The sequence below is a fragment of the Amycolatopsis mediterranei genome (assembly GCF_026017845.1).
Taxonomy (GTDB): Bacteria; Actinomycetota; Actinomycetes; order Mycobacteriales; family Pseudonocardiaceae; genus Amycolatopsis; species Amycolatopsis mediterranei.
The window spans coordinates 6,329,444-6,352,941 of record NZ_CP100416.1 but is presented as its reverse complement, the minus strand read 5'-3'; the positions used below and the strand labels follow the sequence as shown (position 1 = coordinate 6,352,941).

The window sequence follows — 23,498 nt, the reverse complement described above, 5'->3', positions numbered from 1 at the left end:
GGAAGCCTCCGGAGCCGGTCAACCGGAGGCTTTCCGCGTGGTGAGGCAGGATTTGGCTCAGGCCGGGAGGAGGCGGTGGGCCGCCTCCGGGGTGATGACCACGACCGGGCAGCGGGAGAACCGGACGCACTCGCGCCCGACGCTGCCCAGCACCAGATCGGTCAGCGCGCCGCCGCGGTGGGTGCCCAGCACCAGCAGGTCCGCGTCGGCCGATGCGGTCACCAGTTCGGTCGCCGGGTCGCCGTGGACCGTGCGGGTTTCGACCGACGCTGTCGTGTCGACGCTCAAGCCGGCGATGTGGTCGTCCAGCGAGTAGTCCGCCTCCGGCACTCGGCCGTGCGGCTGGATCGCGAAGGATGTGCCCGGCAGCAGCGAGTCCCGGGGCCGGACCAGGATCGCGCGGACAACGTCCCCGGCGTGCGCGCCCACCTCGAGCGCCCACCTCAAGGCCGCGTCGCCGCGGGGGGTGCCGTCCGTCCCGACGACGATTGCGCGGCCCGTGTGCGGTTTCGGCGAAGTCATGGCCGGTCTCACTTTCTCTTCGGTGTCACGCGATCGTGAGCCACCCCCGCGAACGCCGGTAGGGGCCGAATTCCGCCGGAGCCGGGGACTTTGTGCTCCGGTGGCCGGGCGGGGCTACCGGTGAAGCTGTGTGTTCGCCCCCCAGTGACCCGGAGCCCGTGATGAGCCGACCACTGCCCGCCGTGTTCGACCAAGCCCTCGCCTCGGCCGTGCGCGCGCCCTCACCGCACAACACCCAGCCCTGGCGGTTCGTCGTCGAGCACGAGGTGATCGAGATCTGGCTGGACCGCGACCGCGTCCTGGACATCGCCGACCCGCACGGGCGCGAAGCCCGGCTCGCCTGCGGTGCGGCCGCGTTCAACCTCGTCATCTGCCTGCGGGCCAACGGGCTCGCCGCGATCGTGCGGATGCTGCCGGACCCGGCCGAGCCGGACCTGGTCGCGGTGATCCGGCTCGACGGCAACCAGAAGGGCACCGCGGCGGAGCGCAAGCTCGCCGAAGCCGTGTTCCGCCGGCACACCAACCGCCGTCCGATGCTGGACAAGGAGGTGCCGTCCGCGGCGCGGACCGCGCTGAAGTCCGCGGCACTGCAGGAAGGTGGGCAGGTCGAGTACCTCAACGTGTCCGGCCGGTACAGCACGGTGGCGTCGCTGGTCCGGCAGGCCGAGACGCTGCAGTCGGACGATCCGGCCTTCCGTGCGGAAGCGGCGTTCTGGACCCACCGGGAGCCCGACAGCCCCGACGGTGTGCCGCGGATCGCGTCCGGGCCGCCCCCGTACGGGCCGGGGGTCGTGACGTTGCGCGCGTCGCACGAAAACGAGAACCTGCCGCCGCGCGAGTACGAGCAGGAGCCCCTGCTCGGCGTGGTCCTGACCCGGGATCGGGGCCCGCACGCGGAGGTCCGGGCCGGGATGGCGATGCAGCGGGTGCTGCTGACCGCGACCGTCGAAGGCCTGGCGACGTCCTTCCTGTCCCAGCCGTTCGAAACCCCGCGGACCCGGGAGGCGCTCGGCCGGATCTTCGCCGGGCTGGGGCAGCCGCACACGCTGCTGCGCATCGGCTACGGCTCGCCGACCCGGCTCACGGCCCGCCGCCCGATCGAGGACGTGCTTACCCACCGCGCCGGGCGGGATGTGCCGGCGAGCTGAGCGTGGCCTCGCCGGATGCCGGTGCGCACGCGCAGCACGTCCTGGAAGGTCACCATGCCGACGACGTGCCCGCCGTCGCGCATCACGCCCGTGCCGGGATCGCCGGGGCGGGACCGGGTCCCGCAGGATGTCCACTTCGGACAGCAGGCCGAGCAGCCGCCCGTCGCCGTCGGCCACCGGCATCGTGGTGAATCCGTGGCCGGCGTTCCGTGGGGTCTCCGACCACCGGCTGCGGTACAGGGTCCTAAGTCCTTTGCGCGTCGTCGGAGGGCCTCGCGAGGAAAGTGGGCCGGTCCCCGCACGCCGGGTCCAATTCCTCTTCGGGCGGCGCCGGAAATCGGTGATCCTGGTCGTAGCCAGGACTTCCGGCCGGAGAGGGCAGGACCCATGAGCACCTCGTCGACTTCGATCGCGCGGATGTGGCGCACCGTGCTGCCCCGCCGCGGGTCGGTGGCGCGGCCCTCGGACCGGTTCCAGGCCGGGCTGTTGATCTTCGTGGCGCTCCTCGCGCTCGCCGCGCTGCCGGTCGCCGCCTCCGTCGGCTCGCAAACCTACGCGCGGCAGCGAGGGGAGTCGGCCCAGCAGGTCAGCGAGCGCAAGCCCGTTCTTGAGAGCAGGAGAAGGTGAATCCCCATGACAATGGCAAGCCAGGGCGACATCGTCGTCGGCGTGGACCATTCGGCGGCGAGCGTGGCCGCGCTGCGCTGGGCGGTGTCGGAGGCCACGCAGAGCGGCCGCCAGGTCGTCGCGCTGCGGGCGTGGTCGTTCGAGCCGGTCGCCGACCTCGGTGCGGCGGTCGCCGGATCGCCGGAGACGGTCGCCGACCGGGAGCGGCGTCAGCTCGAAGAGGTCGTCGGCGAAGTGCGCGCGGAACACCAGGGTGTGGCCGTCCGGGCCGAGCTGGTCGAGCACTCGGCCGCGGTGGCCCTGGAGGAGGCGTCGAAGACCGCGGCGATGCTGGTGCTCGGCAGCCACGGCCGCGGCCGGCTGCTGAAGCTGCTGGTCGGTTCGGTCGCCGAGCACTGCCTGCGTGAGGCGCGCTGCCCGGTGGTGGTCATCCCGGCGCGGACGGTCCCGGAGCCGGAGAAGGAAACGGCGGCGGCGCCGGAACCTGCGGGCAGCTACTACCCCGGACCGCTGCTGTGAAGGAGGGCAAGATGCCCAGCCGCCGCAAAGTGGGTTCGGTCATGTCGACCGAACCCACTTTGCGGCGGGCCGGACACGCCGCTTCTTCGAACGTCTCCGGGACGCCGACTGCTTCGATGGCGACGTCCGCGCCCAACCCGCCGCTGGCCTCGGCCACCGCGGCCGCCGCTTCACCGGGTTGCACCATCAGGTCCGCGCCGAAGGACTTCGCCGCGTCGAGGCGAGCCGGTTCCTTGTCCACCGCGATGTTCGCAGCGCCTGCACGCGGAGATACAGGAGACCAGAACCTTGTCGCCGGTCTTGACGGTGGTCACCGCGGAGCCGGCCTCGACGATGGTGCCGACCGCTTCGTGGCCGAGGATGCGGCCGCGTTCGACCTCGGGGACGTCGCACTTTGAGGATGTGCAGGTCGGTGCCGCAGATGGTGACCGCGTCGATCCGGACGATCGCGTCGGTGGGCGCGGTCAGTTCGGGGTCGTTGTGGTCGGTCCAGCTGCGCCGGCCGGGGCCGTCGTAGACGAGTGCCTTCTTTCTGACAGGCGAAAGGGCGCCCGCCCGTCGGCGGGCGCCCTGGGGCGGTGTGGTCAGCGCAGCCACGTGCGGTCGCCGACGAGGGCGGCCCAGCGCCGGCCGAGTCCCCACGTGTTCCCGGCCGCCGCTGCGGCCAGCACGATCAGGACGAGGGCGTAGATGATGTGGTAGTCGATGACCGGGTTGGTCGAGTGCGTCGCTGCGCCGGTGCTGGTGCTGAGGGCGAACGGCCACTCGGCGGCCCACATCATGAGCATCATCAGCGCACCGGCGGCGGCGCTCAGCCGCAGTCCGATCCCGGCGATCACGGCGATGCCGACGGCGGCCAGGCCGAGCATGAAGAGCGTGTCGGCCCACCAGGTGCCGGCCCAGGCGTGGAACATCGACTCGAAGGGGCCGACGTGCACGCCGCTGAGGAAGCCCTTGGTCGGCGAGCCGCCGCTGATCCAGGCGCCCTTCGCCGGGGTCGCGTAGGCCAGGCCGAACAGCTTGTCCACGAACGCCCACAGGAACACGAACCCGGTCGCGACGCGCAGGACGGCCAGGGACTTCCCGGCGACGGTGGGGCCGGCGGTGAAATCGGGGATCGGCGCCGGTTCGGTACCCCGGCGAACCGAGGTGGTCTTCTTCTCATCCGGTCGGATGGACATGGGGAGCCTCCAGTCTTTTGGTGCTGGGGTCAGTTTCGGCCGGTGCCAGGGGAAGTTCTGGGGCCGAAGGTCCCCGGCCGGGAGGCCCTTGGACGCCGGTTGCCGGGGACCACGCGGAACGGACCGAAGCTCCTCCGAACCGGGGCGGAAGCTTCGCGCCGGGAGCGGCTTCGGCACCGACCGCAGGCTGATCCCGGCCCCCGAACTCCTGGTCGCGCGCCGGCCGCAGGATTCGCCGAACCGGCTCAGCGAGCCTGACCCGGCGCGGCGGTGACGCGCCGGACGTGGGCGCGCGCGTGCGCGGCCGCGTCGTCGAAGCTGGTGAAGAGGTGGCCGCCGGCGCGGAGGGCGCCGGTGGTGGTCAGCAGGTGCTGGTGGTGGTCCTGGACGCCTTTGAGCAGGACCGCGATACCCCGGGCTTCGAGTTCTTCGACGGTCTCGCCCAGTGCTTTCGCGCCGGTGGCGTCGAGGATGTGCAGGCGGGACAACCGCAGGATGACGACGAGGACGTCGTCGGCCGCGGCCGCGATCTCGGCGGCGACGCGTTCCGAAGCGCCCCAGAACATGGCGCCTTCGAAGCGGAAGACGGCGATGTGCTCGTCGCCGTCGGCGGCCGGGCCGGGGAGGGTGTCGCGCCGGGCGCGGGCGGCGTGGGCAAGGTGGCGCAGCGCGAAGAACGCGGCGACGAGCAAACCGATTTCGACCGCGAGGATGAGGTCGGCCGCGACGGTGACGAGCGCGGTCACGGCGAACGTGATCGCGCTGGAACGACTCGCGCGGACGACTTCGCGGATCGCGGCCGGTGGCACCATCCGGAGGCTGGTGACCAGCAGGACGCCGGCGAGGGCGGAGAGGGGGATCCGGGAGACGAGCCCGGTGGCGGCGTAGATCACCGCGAGGATCACGACGGCGTGCACGATGGCGGCGAGCCGCGTGCGCGCCCCGGAGCGGACGTTGACGGCGGTGCGGGCGATCGCGCCGGTCGCGGGCATTCCGCCGAACAGGCCGCTGACGATCGAGGCCAGGCCCTGGCCGACGAGCTCGCGGTCCGGGCGGGTGGGCGCCACCGGCGGGCCGCCGCGGGTCATCGTCGCGGCCACCCGGGCGGACAGCAGGGATTCGATGGCCGCCAGCGCGGCCACGGCGACGACCGCCCCGGCGAGGTCGTGGACCACGCCGAAGCTGAAGTGCGGCAGCGCAGGGGTCAGGCTGCTCGGCAGGTGCCCGATGCGGGGCACGGGAGCGTGCGTGACCTCGGCCGCGACGGTCGCCACGGCCACCGCCACCAGCGAGGCCGGAATCCCGCGGTGCAGCTTCGGCAGGAGGAGCATGGTGGCCACCACGACGGCGACCGTCGCCACCGTCCAGCCCACCACCGCGCCGCCGGCACCCGCGAGCGCGGCTCCCGCGGCCGGCAGCGGGTTCCGGCCGGCGGGTGCGGCGGTCCCGACGGCCGCGGGGATCTGCTGGAGGAAGATGATGCAGGCGATGCCGAGCGTGAAGCCCTCGACGACCGGCCAGGGCAGGTAGCCCACCAGCCTCCCCAGCCGCGCCGCGCCCGCGACGAGCACGACCACGCCGCCGAGGATCGAGACCAGTGCCACCGACGCCGTCCCGTGGACGGCCACGATCGGCGCCAGGACGACGGCCATGGCCCCGGTCGGGCCGGAGACCTGGACCGGCGAGCCGCCGAACACCGCGGCGACGATCCCGGCCACCACGGCGGTGATGAGCCCGGCCGCGGCGCCGGCGCCCGAGCTGATGCCGAAGGCCAGCGCCAGGGGCAGGGCCACGACTCCGACGGTGAGGCCGGCGAGCAGGTCCGCGCGCAGCACCGGCGCGCGCAGGTCGTAGTCGGCCCGGCCGGGGAGCAGCTCCCGGGTGTTCGCGAGGCGGCTCACGCCCTGGCCGCGATCGCGTCGAGAACGGCCTGCGGGCTGGCGCCTGGCAGCGGCGGCAGTTCGCGGGCGGCCTGGAGCCGGCCGGAGTCCGCGCTCAGGCTCGACAGCAGGAAGGCCCGGGCCACCACCAGGAGTTCCGCGACGAGCGGCTGGGCGAGCCAGTACTCGACGGCGTTGCCCGTGCGGGTCGAGGTGACGACGCCGGTGCGGCGCAGCACGGCGAGGTGCTGGGACAGGTGCGACGCTTCGCAGTCGGTCACCTCGAGCAGCCGGGTGACCGGCGTGCCTTCCTCGCCGGCCGCGGCCAGCACCTCGAGCACCTGGATCCGGATCGGGTGGGCCAGGGACTTGAAGAGATCGGCTTTGATCCGGTACAGCGGCTCGGTCGCACGGGCTCGGGTGGGCATCGGCACCTCCTGGTTTGATGATTCTATCAATCCATCAATCCAGGAGGCCGGCGGGTGGTCAGCGGGCCGTCTGAGCCGGTCCGGTGTCCAGCGAGGAAGAGACGTTCGGTCATTTCGCCCGCGTCAGCGCGTCGCGGCGGCGTTCGTATTCTTCCTGGTCGATCTCGCCGCGGGCGAACCGCTCGTCGAGGATCCGCCGGGCGGTACCACCCTGCCCCGGCAGCTGTGGTGCCCGACGTGCGAGGACGACGACGAGGGCGACCAGCGCGGCGAGCACGAGCGCCATCAGCACGACCATGCCGACGCCGCCGAACCAGCCCATGGCTCCGGAGTGATACCAGTACGGCATGACCGGGTCCTTTCTAGCGTGCCTGGAAGTGCTTCGGGGGAGCTTCGAGCGGCTGCAGCACGTCGGCGAGATCGCGGCGTGGGGTCGCGGTCAAGGGGTCGGCGTTGGCGGGCGCCCACCCGATGCGCAGGACCATCTGCGGGAACGACCCGCCGGTGACCCGTTCGGTGACGGTGTCGCGGACGTCGGGGAGTTCGAGCGGCTCGGTGAGCGGGCACGAAGACAGGCCGAACGCGGTGGCGGTCAGCAAAGCGGCGCTGGTCGCCTCGCCGGCGCGCAGCCGCGACATCCGGTCGTCGGAGGCGGTGCTCAGGACCAGTAGCACGGTCTCGTCGTCCTCGGCCTTGGCGTCGGGCGGCTGGGTGAGCAGCGGGTCGGCGAACGAGCGCGTCCGCAACGCACCCGGCGTGTCGTCCGGCGCCGGGGTGTTGCGGGCCGGGACGCCGTCCGGTGCCGCGTGGCGGCCGCTCCAGGCCGCGAGCTCGGTGCGGTAGGCGGGGTTGCGCGCGTGCCGGTCGGCGGCTTGTTCGATCGCGGTGGCCAGGTGGTAGCGCGCCGAGTTCTCGGCGACCTGCAGCAGGGTGCCTTCCAGCGCCGCGGCCTTGGCCATGGCCTCGACGTGCCCGCGCGGCATGGTCCACGAGCTGAGCCGGCGCCGGTCGGTGCGGCGCCGGGGGATCGCAGCGGCCATCGCGACCTCGTCCTGTGACGGCTCGTGCTGCTGCAGCGTGATCGCCGCGAGGTGGTCGGGCTCGTCCGGGTTGGGCAGCCGGTGGACTTCGGCGGTCCAGCCGAGCGCGGCGAAGGCGATCCGGAGGTGGTGCAGGGCCGCGCCGCAGCTGAGGATCAGGTCGCGGCCGTCGGGGTCGGTTTCGCGCAGCTGCCGGTCCGGGTCGGCGTAGAGGTGCAGGGAACTGTGTCCGATCCGCCAGTTCCACGGCTGGGAGTTGTGGACGGACGGCGCGCGGACCGCCATGGCCACCGCGGTCTTGACGGTGTAGTCGTCCGGGAATCCTCGCTCCATCGTCGGCCTGCCTCGGGTTCGGGGTGTTCTTCCGCTATGACCCTGGCACCGCGCGGCGGGCCCGTGGGAGGGCCGGAATGCCTCTGGGCGGAGGACTTTCGGTGCTCGGTCAGCAGGGACGCCGCCGCCCGCAGGATCGACTCCCGCGGTGTCCCGGTCGCGGTGAGCGGGTGCGCTTCCGGCCACGGGTCGGCGTCGGCGCGATCCGGGGAGTGGCGTCGGAAGGGCCGGGCGTTCGGGTGGTTGTCCGTCGCGCCGGCCCGCCGAGCCTGAGGCCGCGCACCGCCCGGCTGGGTGGTGCGCGACCGGGGGATCAGACCTTCTTGGGCAGGAGGTCGTAGAACAGAGGCAGTACCGGGGTGGGCTGTCTGCCTTCGGTCTCGGCGGCGGCCTTGCCCAGCGACTCCAGCGCGGCGCGGAATTGCACGACGACCTGCTCGTCGATCGGCAGGTCAGTACCCCAGACCTCCTTGGCCCTGGTCTGCGCGATCTCGTCGAGCTTCACCTTGGCCTGGCGGAAGAACTGGCCGAGCTCGATGGCCAGGCGGTAGAGGGCCGACTCCGTCCACAGCAAGTCCAGGTCCCGCAGGGTGTTGAAATCCTCGTCACTCCCATCGGACTTCTCCACCGCGCGCAGGGAGGGCACCGACGTGCCCTGGGTGAGGCCGACGGCGGCGAACACCCTGCTGCCGGGCATACCGAGGGTCTCGGCGAGGTTGCCGAGGTCGACGTGCCCGCAATACTTGCCTTCGCCCGCGGGGGCTTGGTGGTCAGAGCGGACCGAGCCGCGGCTGAACGGGCCCCATTCGTTGGAGTCGCGGGGGCCGCTGTTGAAGTTGCGGCCGGAGAACGAGCCGGTGTAGGTGTCCGAGGCCAGGCCGTTCTCGACGAACACCGTCCAGCTGGCCAGGGCCGAGCTGATGACCCGCGCCGCGAGCAGCGCCCGCCGCTCCAGCAGGGCCCGCTTTGCGGGCAGCGCGTCCACCCAGCTCCGCGCTTCCTCCTTGGGGATCAGCCGTTCGATGGCCGTCGTCATCGTCGAGATCAGGTCTTCGACGTCCTTGTGGATGACCTCCTGGAGCTTTGCGGGGAAAGCCGAGCCGGCGTAGACGCGCTCCCACTCGAGCAGCTCGAGGGCGGGGGCGCGGTAGTCGTAGTCCTGGTCGGTGCCCTGCTTGGTCAGCCGGAGGCTGGTCTCACGGTCGGAGACGGTGACCACCTGGGCCGGCCAGCTGATCCCCTTCTTCTCCACCGCGGCCGCGACCTCGGGCATCCGCTCTACGTTGTGCGGCAGGCAGTTCAGCTCGACGCACACGAACGGCTCGACGAAACCCCCGACGCTGTCGCGCAGCCTGTGTTCGGCCGCCTTCTCGTAGAGCTCGCGGAAGTGTGCGAAGTCGACGGTGGCGATCTCGTCGCTGTCGTCGCCGCGCACCAGGCAGAAGCCCATGTTGCGCCAGCTGGAGTCGCCCTCGTTCTGGCCGGCGACGGGGTAGGTGAAGGGGAGGTTGGTGGTGGTGGCCTTCTCGAACGCCGAGGTGAACTCCTTGACGCCCGAGACCCGCACGGCGATGTCCCGGGGCAGGCAGTCCGGCTGCAGGCCCACGCCCTTGGTGCAGGTGACCATGACCTTGCGGGTGCCCCTGTCGGTGCCGGCGACCCGGACGAGGAAGTCGTCGCGGCCGTGCGCGCGGGAGCGGTGCAGGAACACCCCAGGTGGGGTGAGCGCGGTGTCCAGGAACGGTCGCGGCACCCGCTCGTAGACCTGGAACTGGCCCCGCGGTGCGTCGTGCACCAGCTTGGGCTCGATGGCCAGCGCAGGCAATTCGTTCAGCCAGCGCTCCTCGGCGCTGTCCTGTTCCACCCGGAAGTTGCCGCGGTGGCTCTTGTTCACGGGGGAGAACAGGAACAGGCCCCAGAAGCCGGGGTGCACGCGGATGGCACCGTCGTCGTGGAACCGGGTCCTGTCCCGGGCGATGACCTTGCCGAGCGAGACGTGGCTGAGCAGTCGAGCTGCGGCGAGGCCGTTGTCGCCCATGGGCAGTGGGGTGTCGCGGTCGGCGCCGAAACAGTAGAGCCGCAACGCCTTCTCGCGGTTGGACATCGTCTTGGCGCGCGCGGTGCCGGCGCGCAGCACCTCGTCGAACCAGAGCGCCTTGAGGCACTCCTCGTAGTCCAGGACGTTCTTGATGACGGTGCCCGGGTTGTCCTCGAGCCAGAGCACCGCCGCATTGTGGAACAGGTGTGCGTCGGCCTCGGAGGCGACCAGCAGCTCCTGCCGGGCTTCGCGGCCGACCTCGGCACCGGCGACCGCCACGAGAAACTCGCGCCCCTGGTCGAGGTATTCCGCGCGGTACTTCAGGAAAATCTGGGTGGGCTCGTCGACCGCTGCGGTCTTGGTGGTGGGGAAGGACGCGCCATCGGGGTCGAGCAACAGCTTCGCCACCGCTTGGGCGAATTCCTTGTGCTCACTGATCCACTGAGCGAATTTCTCGTACATCGCACCTGCTTCCGAGGTTTCGCAATGTTCTCCCCTAGGGTTCGCGGTGCGCAGCCGGTTCGTTACGGATTGCTGCCGAATGGCGGAACTGACTGCGCACCAGGAATTCCGGTGCGCAGCCGGGATTCACTTCTCCAGCCGGGCGATCGTGGGACTGCCTCAACCACCCGGGGCGGGTGGCAAGTCGTGGGCGAGGTGTAACTGTGGGGGCATGGAGATCGAGTTGGCGGATGCGGTGGCCTCGGTGCGGGATGAGCTGATGGCGGCTGCGGCGCGAGGTGCCGGCAGCGATGTCGAGTTCGTGGTGGGGCCGATCGAGCTGGAGTTCGCGGTGGAGATGCGCCGGGACGCCAAGGTGACGGCGGGGTTCAAGGCGTGGCTGGTTTCCGCCGACGCCGAGGGTGGGGTGGCGCAGGGCCGGACACACAAGGTGAAGCTGACGCTGACCCCGCACGCCCGCGGCGGCGGTGATCTGCTGGTCGCGGGTGATCAGGCTCGGCAGGCCGGCCCGGGTGAGGTGTCCGGGCACGTCGGACGCTGAACGGCTGAGCTGGGGAGGCACCAGTGAGGTCGCCGTCAGCCCCGGACGGCCTGACCAGCCCGGCGATCAGAGCAGCGGCGGGTGGGCAGCTTGAGGGCCTGGCACCGGCGGTGGCACCGTCGTCCCCGGGGAAGATCGGGCAGATCCGAGGGGCGGGCCGGGCAGCCGTACGGTGGTGCCCGGCCCGGCCGTCCGGCCTAACGGATATGATCGCGGATTCGTTTCGATCGTGCAGAGGGGGAGCGTCATCAGCAATCCGTTGGTCGCGCCGACACAGGACTCGACAAAGGCGTATTCGGGCATTTCGCTCTTGGAGTCGGCGAATGACTTGAAGTCGGCGATCGAGAGCGGTGACTGGGCGTCGGTCGCGATGGGTGCGGTCGGGACGGCGTTGGATGCGTTGTCGATGGCGATGGATCCGTTCGGGGCGATCCTCGCTGCCGGGGTCGGGTGGTTGATGGAGCACGTCGGTCCGCTCAAGGAGGCCTTGAACGGTCTGACCGGCAACGCCGATGAGATTGCCGCGCAAGCCGAGACGTGGAAGAACGTCGCGACCGAGCTGGGCAGCATCGGGGAAGACCTGACCGGGATGGTCAAGGCCGACACGGTGTCCTGGACTGGGAACGCGGCGGACACTTACCGGCAGCGCGCGCAGGACACGGTGACGCTGCTGGAGACCGCGCAGAAGGGCTGTGAGGGCGCCTCGAGCGGTGTCAAGACCGCTGGCGAGGTCGTCGCGGCGGTCCGGGCGCTGGTGCGGGACATCATTGCCGAGCTGGTCGGGCATTTGATCAGCTGGGCGTTGCAGGTGGTGTTCACCTTGGGGATCGGGTTGACCTGGGTGGTGCCGCAGGTGATCGGCGCGGTGGCGAAGGTGGCGTCGAAGATCGCGGATTTGGTGAAGCGGTTGGTGACGGCGTTGAAGGCGCTGATTCCGCTGTTGAAGCGGGCGGGTGATCTGTTCGCGGACGCGGCGAAGGCGTTGCGGAAGATCAAGCCGGGCAAGGCTGCGCCGCCGCCGAAGCACGCGGACATCAAGAGTGGGCCGAAGGACATCGGTGGTCCCAATGGGAAGGGCGGCCCGGACGCGCCGCCCCCGAAGACTGATCCGCCGCCGAAGGGTGATGACAGCACGAGCGCGGCGGGTGCGAAGGGTGATCCGCCGCCGAAGACCGATCCGCCGCCCAAGACCGACCCGCCACCGGCGTCGAAGGGTCCTGACGACAACCCCAAGGGCCCGGACCCGACGCCCAACGGCGGCTCGACCACCCCGTCGGGCGCGCCGAAGAGCCCGCCCAAAGACGGCGGCACCCCCAGGGGCGGCCCGGACCCGGCCAAGACCAAGGGACCGGACGAAAAGGTCTGCGAGTTCGACCCGATCGACGTCGCGACCGGCGACGTCCTGCTCACCGAGGTCGACCTCGTCGTCCCCGGTGAGCTCGGCGAGCTGATCACCCGCAACCACGTCTCCTCCTACCGCGACGGCCGGTGGTTCGGCCGCTCGTGGGCGTCGCTGCTGGACGAGCGGCTGACCCTGACCGGCGGTGAACTCCGGTACCACTCGGCCGACGCGATGGTGCTGACCTTCGCCACCCCGCTGCCGGGCACGGCGGTGACGGCGCAGCACGGGCCGCTGCGCCGGCTGCACACGGACGGTGACGACTACGTGGTCACCGACCCCGGCCGCGGGCTCGCCCGGCGATTCGTCCCCGCTCCCGGCGTCCGCGACGAGTGGCTGCTGCGTGAGGTCCGCGCCGACGACGGCGAGTTCGTCCAGCTCCAGCACGACCTCACCGGCGCGCCCTCGGTGCTCACCCACTCCGCCGGCGCCCGCATCGCGTTCGAGACCACCGCGGGCCGGGTGCGGGCGATCCGCGCGGTCGCGCCCGCAGGCGACGTCCTGGTCGCCCGCTACGACTACGACGCCGAGGGCCACCTCGCGCGCCGCGCGAACTCCACGCCGCGCCCGGCGCTGTACGACCACGACGCCGACGGCCGGATCACCGGCTGGACCGATCACAACGGCGCCTGGTACCGCTACGTCTACGACGCCGCGGGCCGCTGCGTGCGCACCGTCGGCGACCAGGGTTACCTCGACGGTTCGCTGAGCTACGCCGACGGCCGCACGACGACCACCGATTCCCTCGGGCACCAGAAGGTCTTCGAGTTCGACGCGGCCGGCAACGTCGTCGCCGAGACGGACAAGCTGGGCGGTGTCACCCGCAGCGAATGGGGCCCGCACAACCTCCTGCTGGCCCGCACCGACCCGTTGGGCCGGCGCACCGAGTTCGAACACGACACCGAGGGGATCCTCCGCGCGGTGACCCGCCCGGACGGCACGCGAGCCGTGTTGACCGAGCGCACCGAATCCACGCTCGAGATCGAGGTGACCGACGGTGGCCGCACGTTCCGGCGCCGGTACGCCGCGCCCGCCCTGCCCGACCCCTACACCGATCCGCTGGGCGTGGCCGACGACGAAGACGTGCCCGACGAAGGCACCGCGGAGGCGTCGGCGGCGGATCCGGACCTGTTCGGCCGGCCGCGGGCGATCCGGAAGCCGGGCAGCCGGACCGTCGTGAGCTGGACGGTCGAAGGTGACCTGCAGGCCGCCGTCGCCGCCGACGGCGCCCGGCAGCGGTGGACCTACGACGGCGAGGGCTGGGAGACGTCGCACACCGACGCGATCAACCGCGTCACCGGTACCGAGCGGGGACCGTTCGGGATCGTCACCGCCATGACCGATCCCGCGGGCGCCCGCACCACCCGCCGCTCGAACACCGAACTTCGGCCGGTCGCCGTCACCAACCCGGCCGGGCAGACGTGGACCTTCGGCTACGACGCCGAGGGCAGGTTGCTGACGCAGACCGACTTCGCCGGCCGGGTCACCCAGTGCGTGTACGACGCGGCCGGGCAGCTGGTCCGCCTGGTGAACGCGGCGGGGGAGACCGTCGAGTACCACCACGACCCGCTCGGCAACGTGATCGAGCGCGTCAGCGCGGCGGGGACCGACGGGTACCGCTACGACCCGGTGGGCCGCCTGGTCGCCGCCACCGGGCCGGACACGGCGATCGAACTCGAGCGTGACGCGGACGGCCGGGTCGTCCGGCAGACCACCGCCGGGCGCACCACGACCTTCGCCTACCCGGACGGGTCGTCCGCCGGCCGGCGCACCCCGTCCGGGGTGGACGTGCACTGGAGCCGGACCGAGGATCGGGCGGACATCCTCGCCGTCGCCGGTGCGACGCTGATCCTGCACCGTGACGACGCGGGCCGCCCGGTCGCGGTCGACGCCGGGTCCAACCGGCTGCTGAGGCAGGAGTTCGACGGCGTCGGGCGCCTTGCCGCGCAACACATCCCCGGTGGCGTGCGGCGCTACCACCGGCGTCCGGACGGCAGCGTGGCGGCTCGCGAAGACCCGGTCGGTGGCGTGCGCTACGACTACGACGCGGTCGGCCGGGTCACCGCCGCGGTCACGCCGACGCTGGCCGAACGGTACGCCTACGATGTTCTCGGCAACCTCGTCGATTCCTCCCCCGGAACCGGCCTCGAAGCCGGGCCGCGGCGTTACGCCGACACCGGCCTGGCCGCGGCCGGCCGGGTCCGCTACGTCCACGACGCCCAGGGCCGGCTGGTCCGGCGGACCGTCGCCGAACCCGGCAGCCCCGAGCTGACCTGGACGTTCACCTGGAACGCGCACGACCACCTGACCGGCGTGCGCACGCCGGACGGGACGTCGTGGCGCTACCGCTACGACGCCCTCGACCGCCGCGTCGCCAAGCAGCGCCTGGACGCGGCCGGTGGCGTCGCCGAGCAGGTCGAGTTCGTCTGGGACGGCAACACGCTGATCGAGGCCCGGCACACCGCCGGCGGTGTTGCGGTCGAGACGCTGACCTGGATCCACCACCCCGACAGCGGTCGCCCGGTCGCCCAGGTCGTCACCGGCCCGGACGGCACGAAGCGGCTGTCGATCTTCGTCACCGACGACGTCGGCACGCCGCTCGAGCTGATCGGCGTCGACGACGGTGCGGTGCACCCGGTCCGCCTCAGCCTGTGGGGCCTGACGCCCCCCGGCGGATCGGCGACGCCGCTGCGGTTCCCCGGCCAGTACCACGACCGCGAAACCGGCCTGTACTACAACGTCTTCCGCTACTACGACCCGGCGAACGCGCGCTACATCTCGCCGGATCCGCTCGGCTTGGAACCCGCGCCGAACCCCATGACCTACGTGGGCGACCCGCTGCTGCAGGCCGACCCGCTCGGCCTCACCGCCGGTGGCGGGTTCGGCGACGACCCCGGCGACCAGCGCCGGTTCTCCGGCCGCAAGATCGCCGGCAAGTGCAAGGCGGCCCTGCAGTCGGCCGTCAAGCCGTTTTCGCCGTACCCGAAGACGAAACCCAAGAAGGGCACGGCTTCCGGGAACACGTCGTCGAGCACGCCGGGTCCGTCGGCGCCGCCCCGCGGGCCGAAGGACCCGGTCAGCGGGCGGACCACGTCACAGGGCGGCGGCACGAGCTCGGGCACGCAGATCCTGGACGGCAGCCCGCGGCCGGGTGGTTCGAAGCCGCAGCCGGGTGAGCTCACCGACGTCAAGAACCTCGAGGACACTCCGCACGCCAACTACAGCAACGAGCTCAAGAACGAGCTCAACAACGTCAAGGGCTACGACCCCAACGGCAGCAACCGGTGGATTCGCGGGCACCTGCAGAACGACAACCTCGGTGGCCCGGGCCTTTCGGAGAACATGACGCCGCTGACGTCGACGGCGAACAAGAATATGTCGGGCACCTTCGAAGGACCGTTGAAGAACGCCAACGTGCGTCTCGAGCAGCTGAAATCCAGCATGCCGAACGACGCGGCGCTCAACCGCGCCGGTTTCGACCCGAGCCAGTACAACAAGGTGCGGCAGGACATCCAGAACCTGCACGTCGAGTACTCGGTGGAGGCGAGCCCGAACGTCAAGTTCCCCAATTCGCCCAACCCGTTCGAACGGTCCATCCGCGACCACGTCGTGCTCAACGCCGAGTACAAGGGGCTGACCCCGGAACTGCAGCAGTACATCTCCTTCGCGAAGGAGAAGAACTTCCTGCCGAGGTTCCCGCCGGTGGGCACCAAGATGGACACGCTGACGGGGGCCATGAGCCCGTAACGGTCGAGAGGCTGGGCCCCGCGTCGGTCGCTGTGGCCGACGTGGGCCAAGCCTTTCGCCCCGGTGCCGGTAGCTCGGCGGTGCTCTGCCTGATTTGTCCGGTCGGGACGACGAGAACGCCCACTTCGCTCAAGAGCCGGCTTTGCCGGTGACGAGTTCCGGAAGGGGACCGCGGCGCTTCCGCAGCCGTCTTTACTATGTGGCGGTGCACCGGGGGCAGATGGCGTTGGCCGAGATGCTGGCAGGGCTGCGGAGCAGCCGCGGTCTCTCGCAGGAGCAGCTGGCGGAACTGAGCGGGATCAGCGTCCGCGCGATCGGGGAGATCGAGCGGGGCGCCACCCGGCGTCCGCAGCGCGAAACACTGCGTGCGCTCATCGGGGCGCTGGGCCTGACGCCGGAGGAGCAGGAGGCGTTCGCCCGGACCGCCCGGACCGCGCCGCCGCCGGACACCCGGCGCAGGCGGACGGCGGTCCGTCCGGCGTTGCCCGCACCGGTCACCTCGATCGTCGGCCGGTCCGGCGATCTCGCCGCGGTGCTGCGGCTGGTCCAGGATCCGCCGGTGCGGCTGGTCACGATCACCGGCACGGGCGGGGTCGGCAAGACCCGCCTCGCTCTCGAGGCCGGCTGGCGGGCGGCGAGCCGGTTCGAATCCGTGCACGGTCTCGACCTGAGCGCCCTGCGGGAGGCCGACGACGTCCCGCAGGCGCTGGCCGAGTCCCTGCGGACGCCCGACCCGGCCACGCTGATCGGCGACGGGCGGTGGTTGCTGGTGCTCGACAGCTTCGAGCACGTGGCCGCGGCGGCCACCACCGTGGCCACGCTGCTGGCCGGGTGCCCGGGGCTGACCGTCCTGGTGACCAGCCGGTCGCCGTTGCGACTGCGGGGGGAACACCTCTGGCCACTCGCCCCACTGTCTACTCCGGACAGTGACGACCCGGCGGGCCTGGCCGGCAACCCGGCCGTCCGGCTGCTGGTCGAACGCACCGCCGCGGTCCGGCCCGGGTTCGCGCTCACCGGGGACAACGCGGTCGCGGTCGCGGCGCTGTGCCGCCGTCTCGACGGCCTGCCGCTCGCACTGGAGCTGGCCGCCGCGCGGCTGCGCACCCAGGCACCGGCCCAGGTGCTCGCCCAGGTCCGCGACCTGCACGGCGACGCGGTGGACCTGGCCGACCGGCACGTGAGCCTGCGCCGCACGGTCGAATGGAGCACGCGCGGGCTCACCGATCCCGACCGGCGGTTGTTCGGCCTGCTGGGCGCGTTCTCCGGCGGCGCCGACCCGGTCGACGTCGAGGCCGTGCTGGGCGCACCGCCGCATTCGCTGGCGACGCTGGCCGCACACAGCCTGGTCACCGTCACCGAACGGGCCGGCTGTCCCCGGATCGGCATGCTGGACACCATCCGCGAGGTCGTCGAGGACCAGCTCACCGGGGCAGGCGATCGCGACGCGCACGCCGGGCACTTCCTGCGCCTGGTCCGCGACGGCGATCCCCGGCTGGGCGACGAGCAGGACAACGTCCGGGCCGCGATCCAGCAAGCCGTCGACGCCGCGCCGACCCTGTTGTGCGTGGAAACCGTGCGCGCACTGACCAAGCACTACGTGGCCCGGGGGCGGTTCGCCGAGGGACGGCGGATGCTCACGGGGGCGGCCGGTGCCGCGCCCACCGAGCAGGCCCGGGCGTGGGCGTGGCACGGCGCCGCGGTCACCGCCAACGAGAGCGGCGAGCCGGAGGTGGCGCTGGCGCTGGCCGCATCCGCCGCCGAGGCGTTCGGCGCCGACCCGGACGGCCGGGCCGCGACGCTGACCCTGATCGGCAACGCCCACAAGTTCGCCGGCCGCTACGACGACGCCGCGGCCGCGTACACCGGCGTGCTGGACCAGGCGAGGACCATGGGGGACGCGCGCCGCGAGACGATCGCGCTGAACAACCTGGGCGCGCTGGCGCACGACCGCGGCGCGTTCGCCGAAGCGATCGACTATCACGCCGCCGCGCTGCGCCGTAAGCGCGAGCTGGGCGACCGGCGCGGCGTCGCGGTGGCTCAGCTCAACCTCGGCGCCGTGCGGAACGACACCGGCGACCACGCCGGCGCGGCCACCCTGCTGACCGAGGCCGCCGCGACGTTCGCCGCTCTCGGCGAACCGGGCTCGGAGGCGTTCGCGCTGGCCCTGCTGGCCCAATCCCAGGCCGGCCTGGCCCGCTGGGACGACGCCACCACCACCGGCCGGCGGGCGCTGGAGCTGGCCCGGCGGGCCGAACACGCCCAGGCGACCGGGCTCGCGCTGCTCGCACTCGGCGAGACGGCCGCCGCCGGCGGCGACGCGGGTGGCGCCGCCCGGCTGTTCCGCGAGGCGCTGACGTTTCCCATCGGCCTGCCGGACCAGGCCCGCGTCCGAGCCCACCCGGCGATGGCCGCGGACCGCTGATCGGCGAGGAAACAGTCGGGTTCTGCCGGCTTTTCCGCCGGTTCCGCCTGGAGCCGGCCGTGGGGTGCTCCCTAGGGTTCGCGCATGCCTCAGCTACCTCGCGTGATCCGCACCGTCGTGCTGGTTCCGCTCGCCACCGCCGCACTCGCGCTGACCGGTGCCGCTCCCGCCCACGCCGACCACAGCCAGCCGCCGCCGGTGAGCGGCGAGGTGCTGGCCTGGCAGCCCCTCAGCAGCAGCCCGGTCATCGGCCTCAAGTGCATGCAGGTCGACAAGGGGCACTTCGACAACTTCGTCCTGGTCGACCAGTTCACCTGCGAATACGGGAACAACCAGCGCTGGCGGATGGGCCAGGCCACCGGCGACCCGAACGTTTTCTGGCTGCAGAACGTGGCCACCGCCAAGTGCCTGGACGACTACGCGTACGGATTGGGCCAGGGCAACCCGATCATCCAGTACGACTGCCTTGTCGGCACGAACCAGCAGTGGCGGATGATCTGGGACGAGCAGAACGGGAACGCGCAGTTCCAGAACGTGAACAGCGGCCTGTGCCTGTCGGTGGACGGCATCATCAACACCAACTATCGCCGTTTCGTGCAGAACCCTTGCTACGGCTTCGTCAACGAACGGTTCCAGCCGGTCCAGCCGACCCGGTGAATCACGATTTCTTTTGATCAGCAGAAAGGCAATGATGAGAAGTCACAGAGTCGGCCGCGCCACAGTCGGACTCGCACTGTGCGCGGCGACCGTCGCGGCGCTGGTACCGGGGGGCACTGCGGACGCCGCGACCGTGGCCGCCACCACGTTGATCAGCGTCGCCGTCGACGGCAAGCCGGGCGCCGGGATGAGCGGGGAGCCGTCGGTGTCCGCCGACGGACGGTATGTGGCCTTCCGTTCCTCGGCCCGGAACCTCGTCGGCGGCGACACCAACGGAGTCGACGACGTGTTCGTGCGGGACCGGGTGGCCGGGGTGACCACCCGGGTCAGCGTCGACCGCAACGGTGCCGAGGGGAACGGCGCCAGCTGGGCACCGTCCATTTCGGCGGACGGCCGGTACGTCGCGTTCGTGTCGGACTCGACGAACCTGGTTCCGGGCGACACCAACGTGTTCCGGGACGTGTTCGTCCACGACCGGTTGATCGGGTGGACGAGCCGGGTCAGCGGCGGGTCGCTGGGCGCCCCGGGCGACGACGACAGTCTCCACCCGGCGATCTCGGCCGACGGGCGGTTCATCGCGTACGACTCGTTCGCCGGCAACCTCGTCGCCGGCGACACGAACCGCGTCCGAGACGTCTTCGAGTACGACCAGCAGTCGGACCGCACCGTCCGCGTCAGCGTCGATTCGAACAGCACGGAGGTCCGGGGCGCGAGCCGGCTGCCGTCGATCTCGGCCGACGGCCGCTACGTCACGTTCGAATCCGACGCCACGACCCTGACCGGCTCCGACACGAACCAGACGACCGACGTGTTCGTGCACGACAAGCTGACCGGGCTGACCGATCGGGTGAGCGTCAACGCCCACGGTGACCAAGGGCAAGGCGCCAGCACCTTCTCCACGATGTCGGCCGACGGGCGTTACATCGCCTACCAGTCGGCCGCGGGGAACCTGCTGCCGAATCCGGGGGACACCAACGGCAAGGTCGACAACTTCCTGGTCGACCGGCAGACGTCGACGGTCACCCGGCTGAACGTCCTGTACACGGGCGGCCAGGACATCGACGGCACCACCGAGGGCGTTCGGCCGTCGATCTCGGCCGACGGCCGTTACACGGCGTTCGACTCCTTCGCGTGGAGACTCGTGCCGTTCGACCGCAACAGCGCCGCCGACGTGTTCGTCCGTGACCGCGACACCGCGACCACGACCCGGGCCAGCGTCGCCGGGAACGGCGCGGAGGGCAACGGAATCTCCGCGACACCGTCGATCTCGGCCGACGGCAAGCACGTCGCGTTCCAGTCCGTCGCCACCAACTTCGCGACCGACACCGACATGTGGACCCCCAACGTGTACCTGCGCGACCTCGGCTGATCATCCGCCTGCGGGGGACGACTCGTAAGGGGCGACGCCGGTTCTCGCCGGCGTCGCCCCTCACGATGGCCGCATACGCCCGCGCACGCCGGCGTGGTTCAGCGCGCGAGAACCTGTCCGCTAAACCGGAATGGGGGCGCGCATCGGGGCCCTGGCGAATTCCGCCATGCCTTCGCCGAACCCGGTCGAGGGCTGCCAGCCCAGCTCCGCCTTGATCCGCCTCGGTGAGGCCACGATGTGGCGCACGTCGCCGATGCGGTACTCGCCGGTGATCACCGGCGGTGGCGTTCCGGCCGCCGCGGCCAGGGCGGCCGCCACCTCCGCGATGCTGCGGGGGTCGCCGGTGGCCACGTTGAAGGCGCGGAATCCCGTGTTCGCCGCCGTCAGGGCCGCCACGTTGGCCGTCGCGATGTCGCGGACGTGGATGAAGTCGCGGCACGGCTTGCCGTCCTCGAAGACGCGGGCCGCCGTGCCGCGCTCCACGGCCGTGCGGAAGACGGCCGTCACACCGGAATACGGGCTTCCGGGGGGCATCTCGGGCCCGTAGACGTTGTGGTACCGCAAGGCGACCGCCTGGCCGCCGGTCTCGCGGGCCCACGCGCCGGCCAGGTGTTCTTGGGCCAGCTTGGTGACCGCGTAGACGTTGCGGGGCGGATCGAGCGGATCGTCCTCTTCGACCGGACTGTCCACGACGGTCAGGCCGCATTCCGGGCAGGTCACCTCGAACCGGCCCGCGTCGAGGGCTTCCTTCGGACGGCGGCCGGGCCGGACCCGGCCGTGCACCGGGCAGTCGTACCGGCTGTCGCCGTAGATCACCACCGAGCTCCCGAGCACCAGCTTGCCGAGGCCCAGTTCGGTCATGGCGGTGACGAGCCGCGCGGTGGCGAGGTCGTTGCACGTCACGTACCGCGCCGCGTCGCGGATTTCCTTGCCCCGGCCGACCATCGCGGCCTGGTGGCACACCGCGTCGACCCCGTGCAGCGCCGAGACCACTGTGGACTCGTCGCGCAGGTCGCCGTGCCGGAACTCGACGCCGTCGGGGAACTCGGGTGGCGACCCGGCCGGGTGCACGTGGGGGAGCAGCGCGTCCAGGACCCGGACCTCGTGCCCGCCGGCCACCAGTGCTTCGACGACGTGCCGGCCGATGAACCCGGCGCCGCCCGTGACCAGAACTCGCATTCCGCCTCCTGCGTCTCGTGGCTTCCCACGGTCTTCGGCGGTGCTCGGCCCGGACTCGAATGCGGCTGGACCCGCGCGCCATACGGTCGTGGCCGTCCGGTCGCGGAGGCGCGGATGCGGGGAGAGGCTGTGGTGCTCATGTCTGGTCGGGTGGTCGCGGACGGCGCTACCGACACGGCGGTGGTGATCGGAAGTGCGGGGTTCATCGGACGCCGGCTTTCGGCGACGCTCGACCTCGCGCGGGTGCGGACGGCGTGCTTCACCCGGCAGTCGAGGTTCCTGTGCGACGGCGAGCTGGCCGCCCCGATCGCCGGCGCCGGGACCGTGTTCTACCTCGCGTCCAGCATCAACCCGGCGCTCGGGGAATCCCACCCGGAGCTGGCCAGGGCCGACCACGTGCTGTTCAGCACCCTGCTCGATCGGCTGCGCCGCCGGGACAACCCGCCGACGGTCGTGCTGACGAGCTCCGGTGGCACCGTCTACGACCCCGCGTTCGCCCCGCCGTACGCGGAAACCTCGCCGCTGAAGCCCTCGGGCGCCTACGGCCGGGCGAAGATCGCCCTCGAAGAGGAACTGCTGAGCCACGCGGGTGAGCTGCCGGCGGTGATCCTCCGGATGTCCAATGTGTACGGCCCGGGCCAGCCGACCGGGCGCGGCCAGGGCGTGCTCGCCCACTGGCTGTCCGCCGCGCTGGATTCCCGGCCGCTGCGGCTGATCGGCGACGTGACCGCGACCCGCGACTACGTCTACGTCGACGACGTCGTCGACGTGATGCGGCGGCTGCGGGGCGCCGGGCCCGCGCAACCCCTGATCCTCAACATCGGCTCCGGCGTGCGCACCTCGCTTTCGGGCCTGCTGGACGTGGTGCGCTCGGTCGTGGCGCTCGACCTGCGGGTGGAGTTCCAGCCGAGCCGGCTGTTCGACCGGCAGGACGTCTGGCTCGACGTCGGCGAGGCCGAGCGGGTGCTGGGCTGGCGGCCCGAGACGTCGCTGAAGGAAGGCGTGGCGGCGACCTGGCGGTCGTGGCTCGCCGGTGCGGCCGTCACCGCCGGGGTCAACGAGCTCCAAACGATTTTCGAGACGATCTGACCAGGCTGTTCCGGAGTAACCCCGACTGCAGAGCGAGGACCGAATGTTAGCTGAAATGCTCGCCCGTTCCGGCAAGGTACTGCTCGACAACGTGCCGCCGGACGGCCGGAAGTACTGGGCGGCGCGGTTCTGGGACCGGGCGGCGGCGGAGCAGCACCCGCTGCTGCGCGAGCACTTCCTCAGCCAGAAGGACACCATCGGCAAGTACCTCGAGAAGTACGGCGCCGACACCGGGCGGGTGCTCGAATTCGCCTGCGGCACCGGGGAGTTCACCGGTCTCGCGGCGACCCGCACCGCGGCGAAGAGCATCACCGCGCTCGACATCTCCCAGCAGGGCCTCGACATCGTGCGCGGCCGCGTGCACCACGAGGACCTCAAGCTCGTGCTGGGCGACTTCTGGGCCGAGCACGACCTCGGCACCGCGGACCTGGTGATGTGCGTCGACGCGATCCACCACCTCGGCGACGTCCGCGAAGTGCTGGAGCGGCTCAAGACGTTCATGGCGCCGGGCGGCATCTTCGTCGGGAACCTCTGGACGGGCGACAACTTCCACGACTTCGAGCGCAAGCGCTACGGCACGCTCAACCACCTCCGCCGCACGGCGGCGTTCTTCAGCACGGCGGTGGTCATCCGCGCCTCGGGTGGCCGGATGAAGACCGGCGCGTACCGGACGCAATTGCTGACCAGCTCGGAAGGCACCGCCATCCTGAACGACGTGTTCACCGAGGTGCTGGAGCTGGACGTGCACCCGCACTTCATGTCGTTCGTGGCCACGGCCTGACGCCGGGGGGGGGGGGGGGGGGGGGGGCCCCCCCCCCCCCCCCCCCCCGCCCCCCCCCCACCCCCCCGCCCCCCCCCCCCCCGGCGGGGGGGGGGGGCCCCGCCCCCGGGCCTGGGCAAGCGGGCCGGCAGCGCAA

At 71.8% G+C, this 23,498-nt stretch carries 20 protein-coding genes; 10 read left to right on the top strand and 10 right to left on the bottom strand.

All coding sequences use genetic code 11. From position 1 onward, the window contains the following. Positions 1 to 57: 57 nt before the first annotated feature. Positions 58 to 522, bottom strand: a complete 465-nt coding sequence (locus tag ISP_RS27885; RefSeq protein WP_013227285.1) for a universal stress protein — start codon at positions 520 to 522, stop codon at positions 58 to 60. A gap of 161 nt (positions 523 to 683) precedes the next feature. Between ISP_RS27885 and ISP_RS27880 the strand changes: the two genes are divergently transcribed. The 3 genes from ISP_RS27880 (at position 684) to ISP_RS27870 (ending at position 2,816) form a co-directional block, all read left to right on the top strand. Then, positions 684 to 1,670, top strand: a complete 987-nt coding sequence (locus ISP_RS27880; RefSeq protein ID WP_014467269.1) for an Acg family FMN-binding oxidoreductase — start codon at positions 684 to 686, stop codon at positions 1,668 to 1,670. A 387-nt stretch (positions 1,671 to 2,057) separates the two neighbouring features. Next, on the top strand, positions 2,058 to 2,297 hold the full coding sequence (locus tag ISP_RS27875) for a hypothetical protein (protein ID WP_013227283.1): 240 nt from the start codon (positions 2,058 to 2,060) through the stop codon (positions 2,295 to 2,297). A 6-nt stretch (positions 2,298 to 2,303) separates the two neighbouring features. Further along, positions 2,304 to 2,816 (top strand): universal stress protein, encoded by a 513-nt coding sequence (locus ISP_RS27870; RefSeq protein WP_013227282.1) that lies wholly within the window; start codon positions 2,304 to 2,306, stop codon positions 2,814 to 2,816. Here ISP_RS27870 and ISP_RS27865 read toward each other — a convergent pair. From ISP_RS27865 to ISP_RS27830, 8 genes are all read right to left on the bottom strand, one after another. Next, positions 2,725 to 3,057 (bottom strand): zinc-binding dehydrogenase, encoded by a 333-nt coding sequence (locus ISP_RS27865; RefSeq protein ID WP_265049864.1) that lies wholly within the window; start codon positions 3,055 to 3,057, stop codon positions 2,725 to 2,727. The two genes, ISP_RS27870 and ISP_RS27865, sit on opposite strands and share 92 nt — an antisense overlap. Continuing rightward, positions 2,987 to 3,151: an alcohol dehydrogenase catalytic domain-containing protein gene (locus tag ISP_RS27860; protein ID WP_230468955.1), complete on the bottom strand. Its 165-nt coding sequence runs from the start codon at positions 3,149 to 3,151 to the stop codon at positions 2,987 to 2,989. Before ISP_RS27860 ends, ISP_RS27865 begins: the two co-directional genes overlap by 71 nt. Positions 3,152 to 3,400: 249 nt before the next feature. After that, positions 3,401 to 3,997: a DoxX family membrane protein gene (locus ISP_RS27855; RefSeq protein ID WP_013227281.1), complete on the bottom strand. Its 597-nt coding sequence runs from the start codon at positions 3,995 to 3,997 to the stop codon at positions 3,401 to 3,403. 245 nt (positions 3,998 to 4,242) lie between these two features. Next, on the bottom strand, positions 4,243 to 5,898 hold the full coding sequence (locus tag ISP_RS27850; protein ID WP_013227280.1) for a SulP family inorganic anion transporter: 1,656 nt from the start codon (positions 5,896 to 5,898) through the stop codon (positions 4,243 to 4,245). Then, positions 5,895 to 6,305, bottom strand: coding sequence for an ArsR/SmtB family transcription factor (locus tag ISP_RS27845; RefSeq protein ID WP_013227279.1), 411 nt, complete (start codon positions 6,303 to 6,305; stop codon positions 5,895 to 5,897). The genes ISP_RS27850 and ISP_RS27845 overlap by 4 nt, the downstream gene beginning before the upstream one ends. Positions 6,306 to 6,414: 109 nt before the next feature. Then, on the bottom strand, positions 6,415 to 6,654 hold the full coding sequence (locus ISP_RS27840) for an SHOCT domain-containing protein (protein ID WP_014467266.1): 240 nt from the start codon (positions 6,652 to 6,654) through the stop codon (positions 6,415 to 6,417). Between the two features lie 13 nt (positions 6,655 to 6,667). Continuing rightward, positions 6,668 to 7,678 carry an Acg family FMN-binding oxidoreductase gene (locus ISP_RS27835; RefSeq protein WP_013227277.1) on the bottom strand — a complete coding sequence of 337 codons (1,011 nt, stop codon included), beginning with the start codon at positions 7,676 to 7,678 and terminating at the stop codon, positions 6,668 to 6,670. 313 nt (positions 7,679 to 7,991) lie between these two features. Beyond that, positions 7,992 to 10,178 carry a hypothetical protein gene (locus tag ISP_RS27830; protein WP_013227276.1) on the bottom strand — a complete coding sequence of 729 codons (2,187 nt, stop codon included), beginning with the start codon at positions 10,176 to 10,178 and terminating at the stop codon, positions 7,992 to 7,994. Between the two features lie 211 nt (positions 10,179 to 10,389). On the opposite strand from ISP_RS27830, the gene ISP_RS27825 reads away from it, so the two are divergent. The 5 genes from ISP_RS27825 (at position 10,390) to ISP_RS27805 (ending at position 20,313) form a co-directional block, all read left to right on the top strand. Beyond that, positions 10,390 to 10,719 (top strand): trypco2 family protein, encoded by a 330-nt coding sequence (locus ISP_RS27825; RefSeq protein WP_013227275.1) that lies wholly within the window; start codon positions 10,390 to 10,392, stop codon positions 10,717 to 10,719. Positions 10,720 to 10,966: 247 nt separating this feature from the next. Next, positions 10,967 to 15,865 carry an RHS repeat-associated core domain-containing protein gene (locus tag ISP_RS27820; protein ID WP_413462985.1) on the top strand — a complete coding sequence of 1,633 codons (4,899 nt, stop codon included), beginning with the start codon at positions 10,967 to 10,969 and terminating at the stop codon, positions 15,863 to 15,865. Positions 15,866 to 16,070: 205 nt separating this feature from the next. Beyond that, positions 16,071 to 18,287 (top strand): ATP-binding protein, encoded by a 2,217-nt coding sequence (locus tag ISP_RS27815; protein WP_230468389.1) that lies wholly within the window; start codon positions 16,071 to 16,073, stop codon positions 18,285 to 18,287. 84 nt (positions 18,288 to 18,371) lie between these two features. Next, entirely contained in the window at positions 18,372 to 18,944 is a 573-nt protein-coding gene (locus ISP_RS27810; protein ID WP_230468388.1) for an RICIN domain-containing protein, read from the top strand. A gap of 34 nt (positions 18,945 to 18,978) precedes the next feature. Then, the gene (locus ISP_RS27805; protein WP_230468387.1) at positions 18,979 to 20,313 is read left to right on the top strand and encodes a TolB family protein; all 1,335 of its coding nucleotides are present in this window, start codon (positions 18,979 to 18,981) and stop codon (positions 20,311 to 20,313) included. A 120-nt stretch (positions 20,314 to 20,433) separates the two neighbouring features. Here ISP_RS27805 and ISP_RS27800 read toward each other — a convergent pair whose 3' ends face one another. Continuing rightward, complete coding sequence (locus tag ISP_RS27800; protein ID WP_013227270.1) at positions 20,434 to 21,492, bottom strand: NAD-dependent epimerase/dehydratase family protein; 1,059 nt, start codon at positions 21,490 to 21,492, stop codon at positions 20,434 to 20,436. Positions 21,493 to 21,630: 138 nt separating this feature from the next. Here ISP_RS27800 and ISP_RS27795 point away from each other — a divergent pair, with 138 nt between their 5' ends. Next, a complete protein-coding gene (locus ISP_RS27795) occupies positions 21,631 to 22,581 on the top strand; it encodes an NAD-dependent epimerase/dehydratase family protein (protein ID WP_235204788.1) in 951 nt (316 codons plus the stop codon). Positions 22,582 to 22,636: 55 nt separating this feature from the next. Then, the gene (locus ISP_RS27790; protein ID WP_013227268.1) at positions 22,637 to 23,362 is read left to right on the top strand and encodes a class I SAM-dependent methyltransferase; all 726 of its coding nucleotides are present in this window, start codon (positions 22,637 to 22,639) and stop codon (positions 23,360 to 23,362) included. Positions 23,363 to 23,498 lie beyond the last annotated feature (136 nt).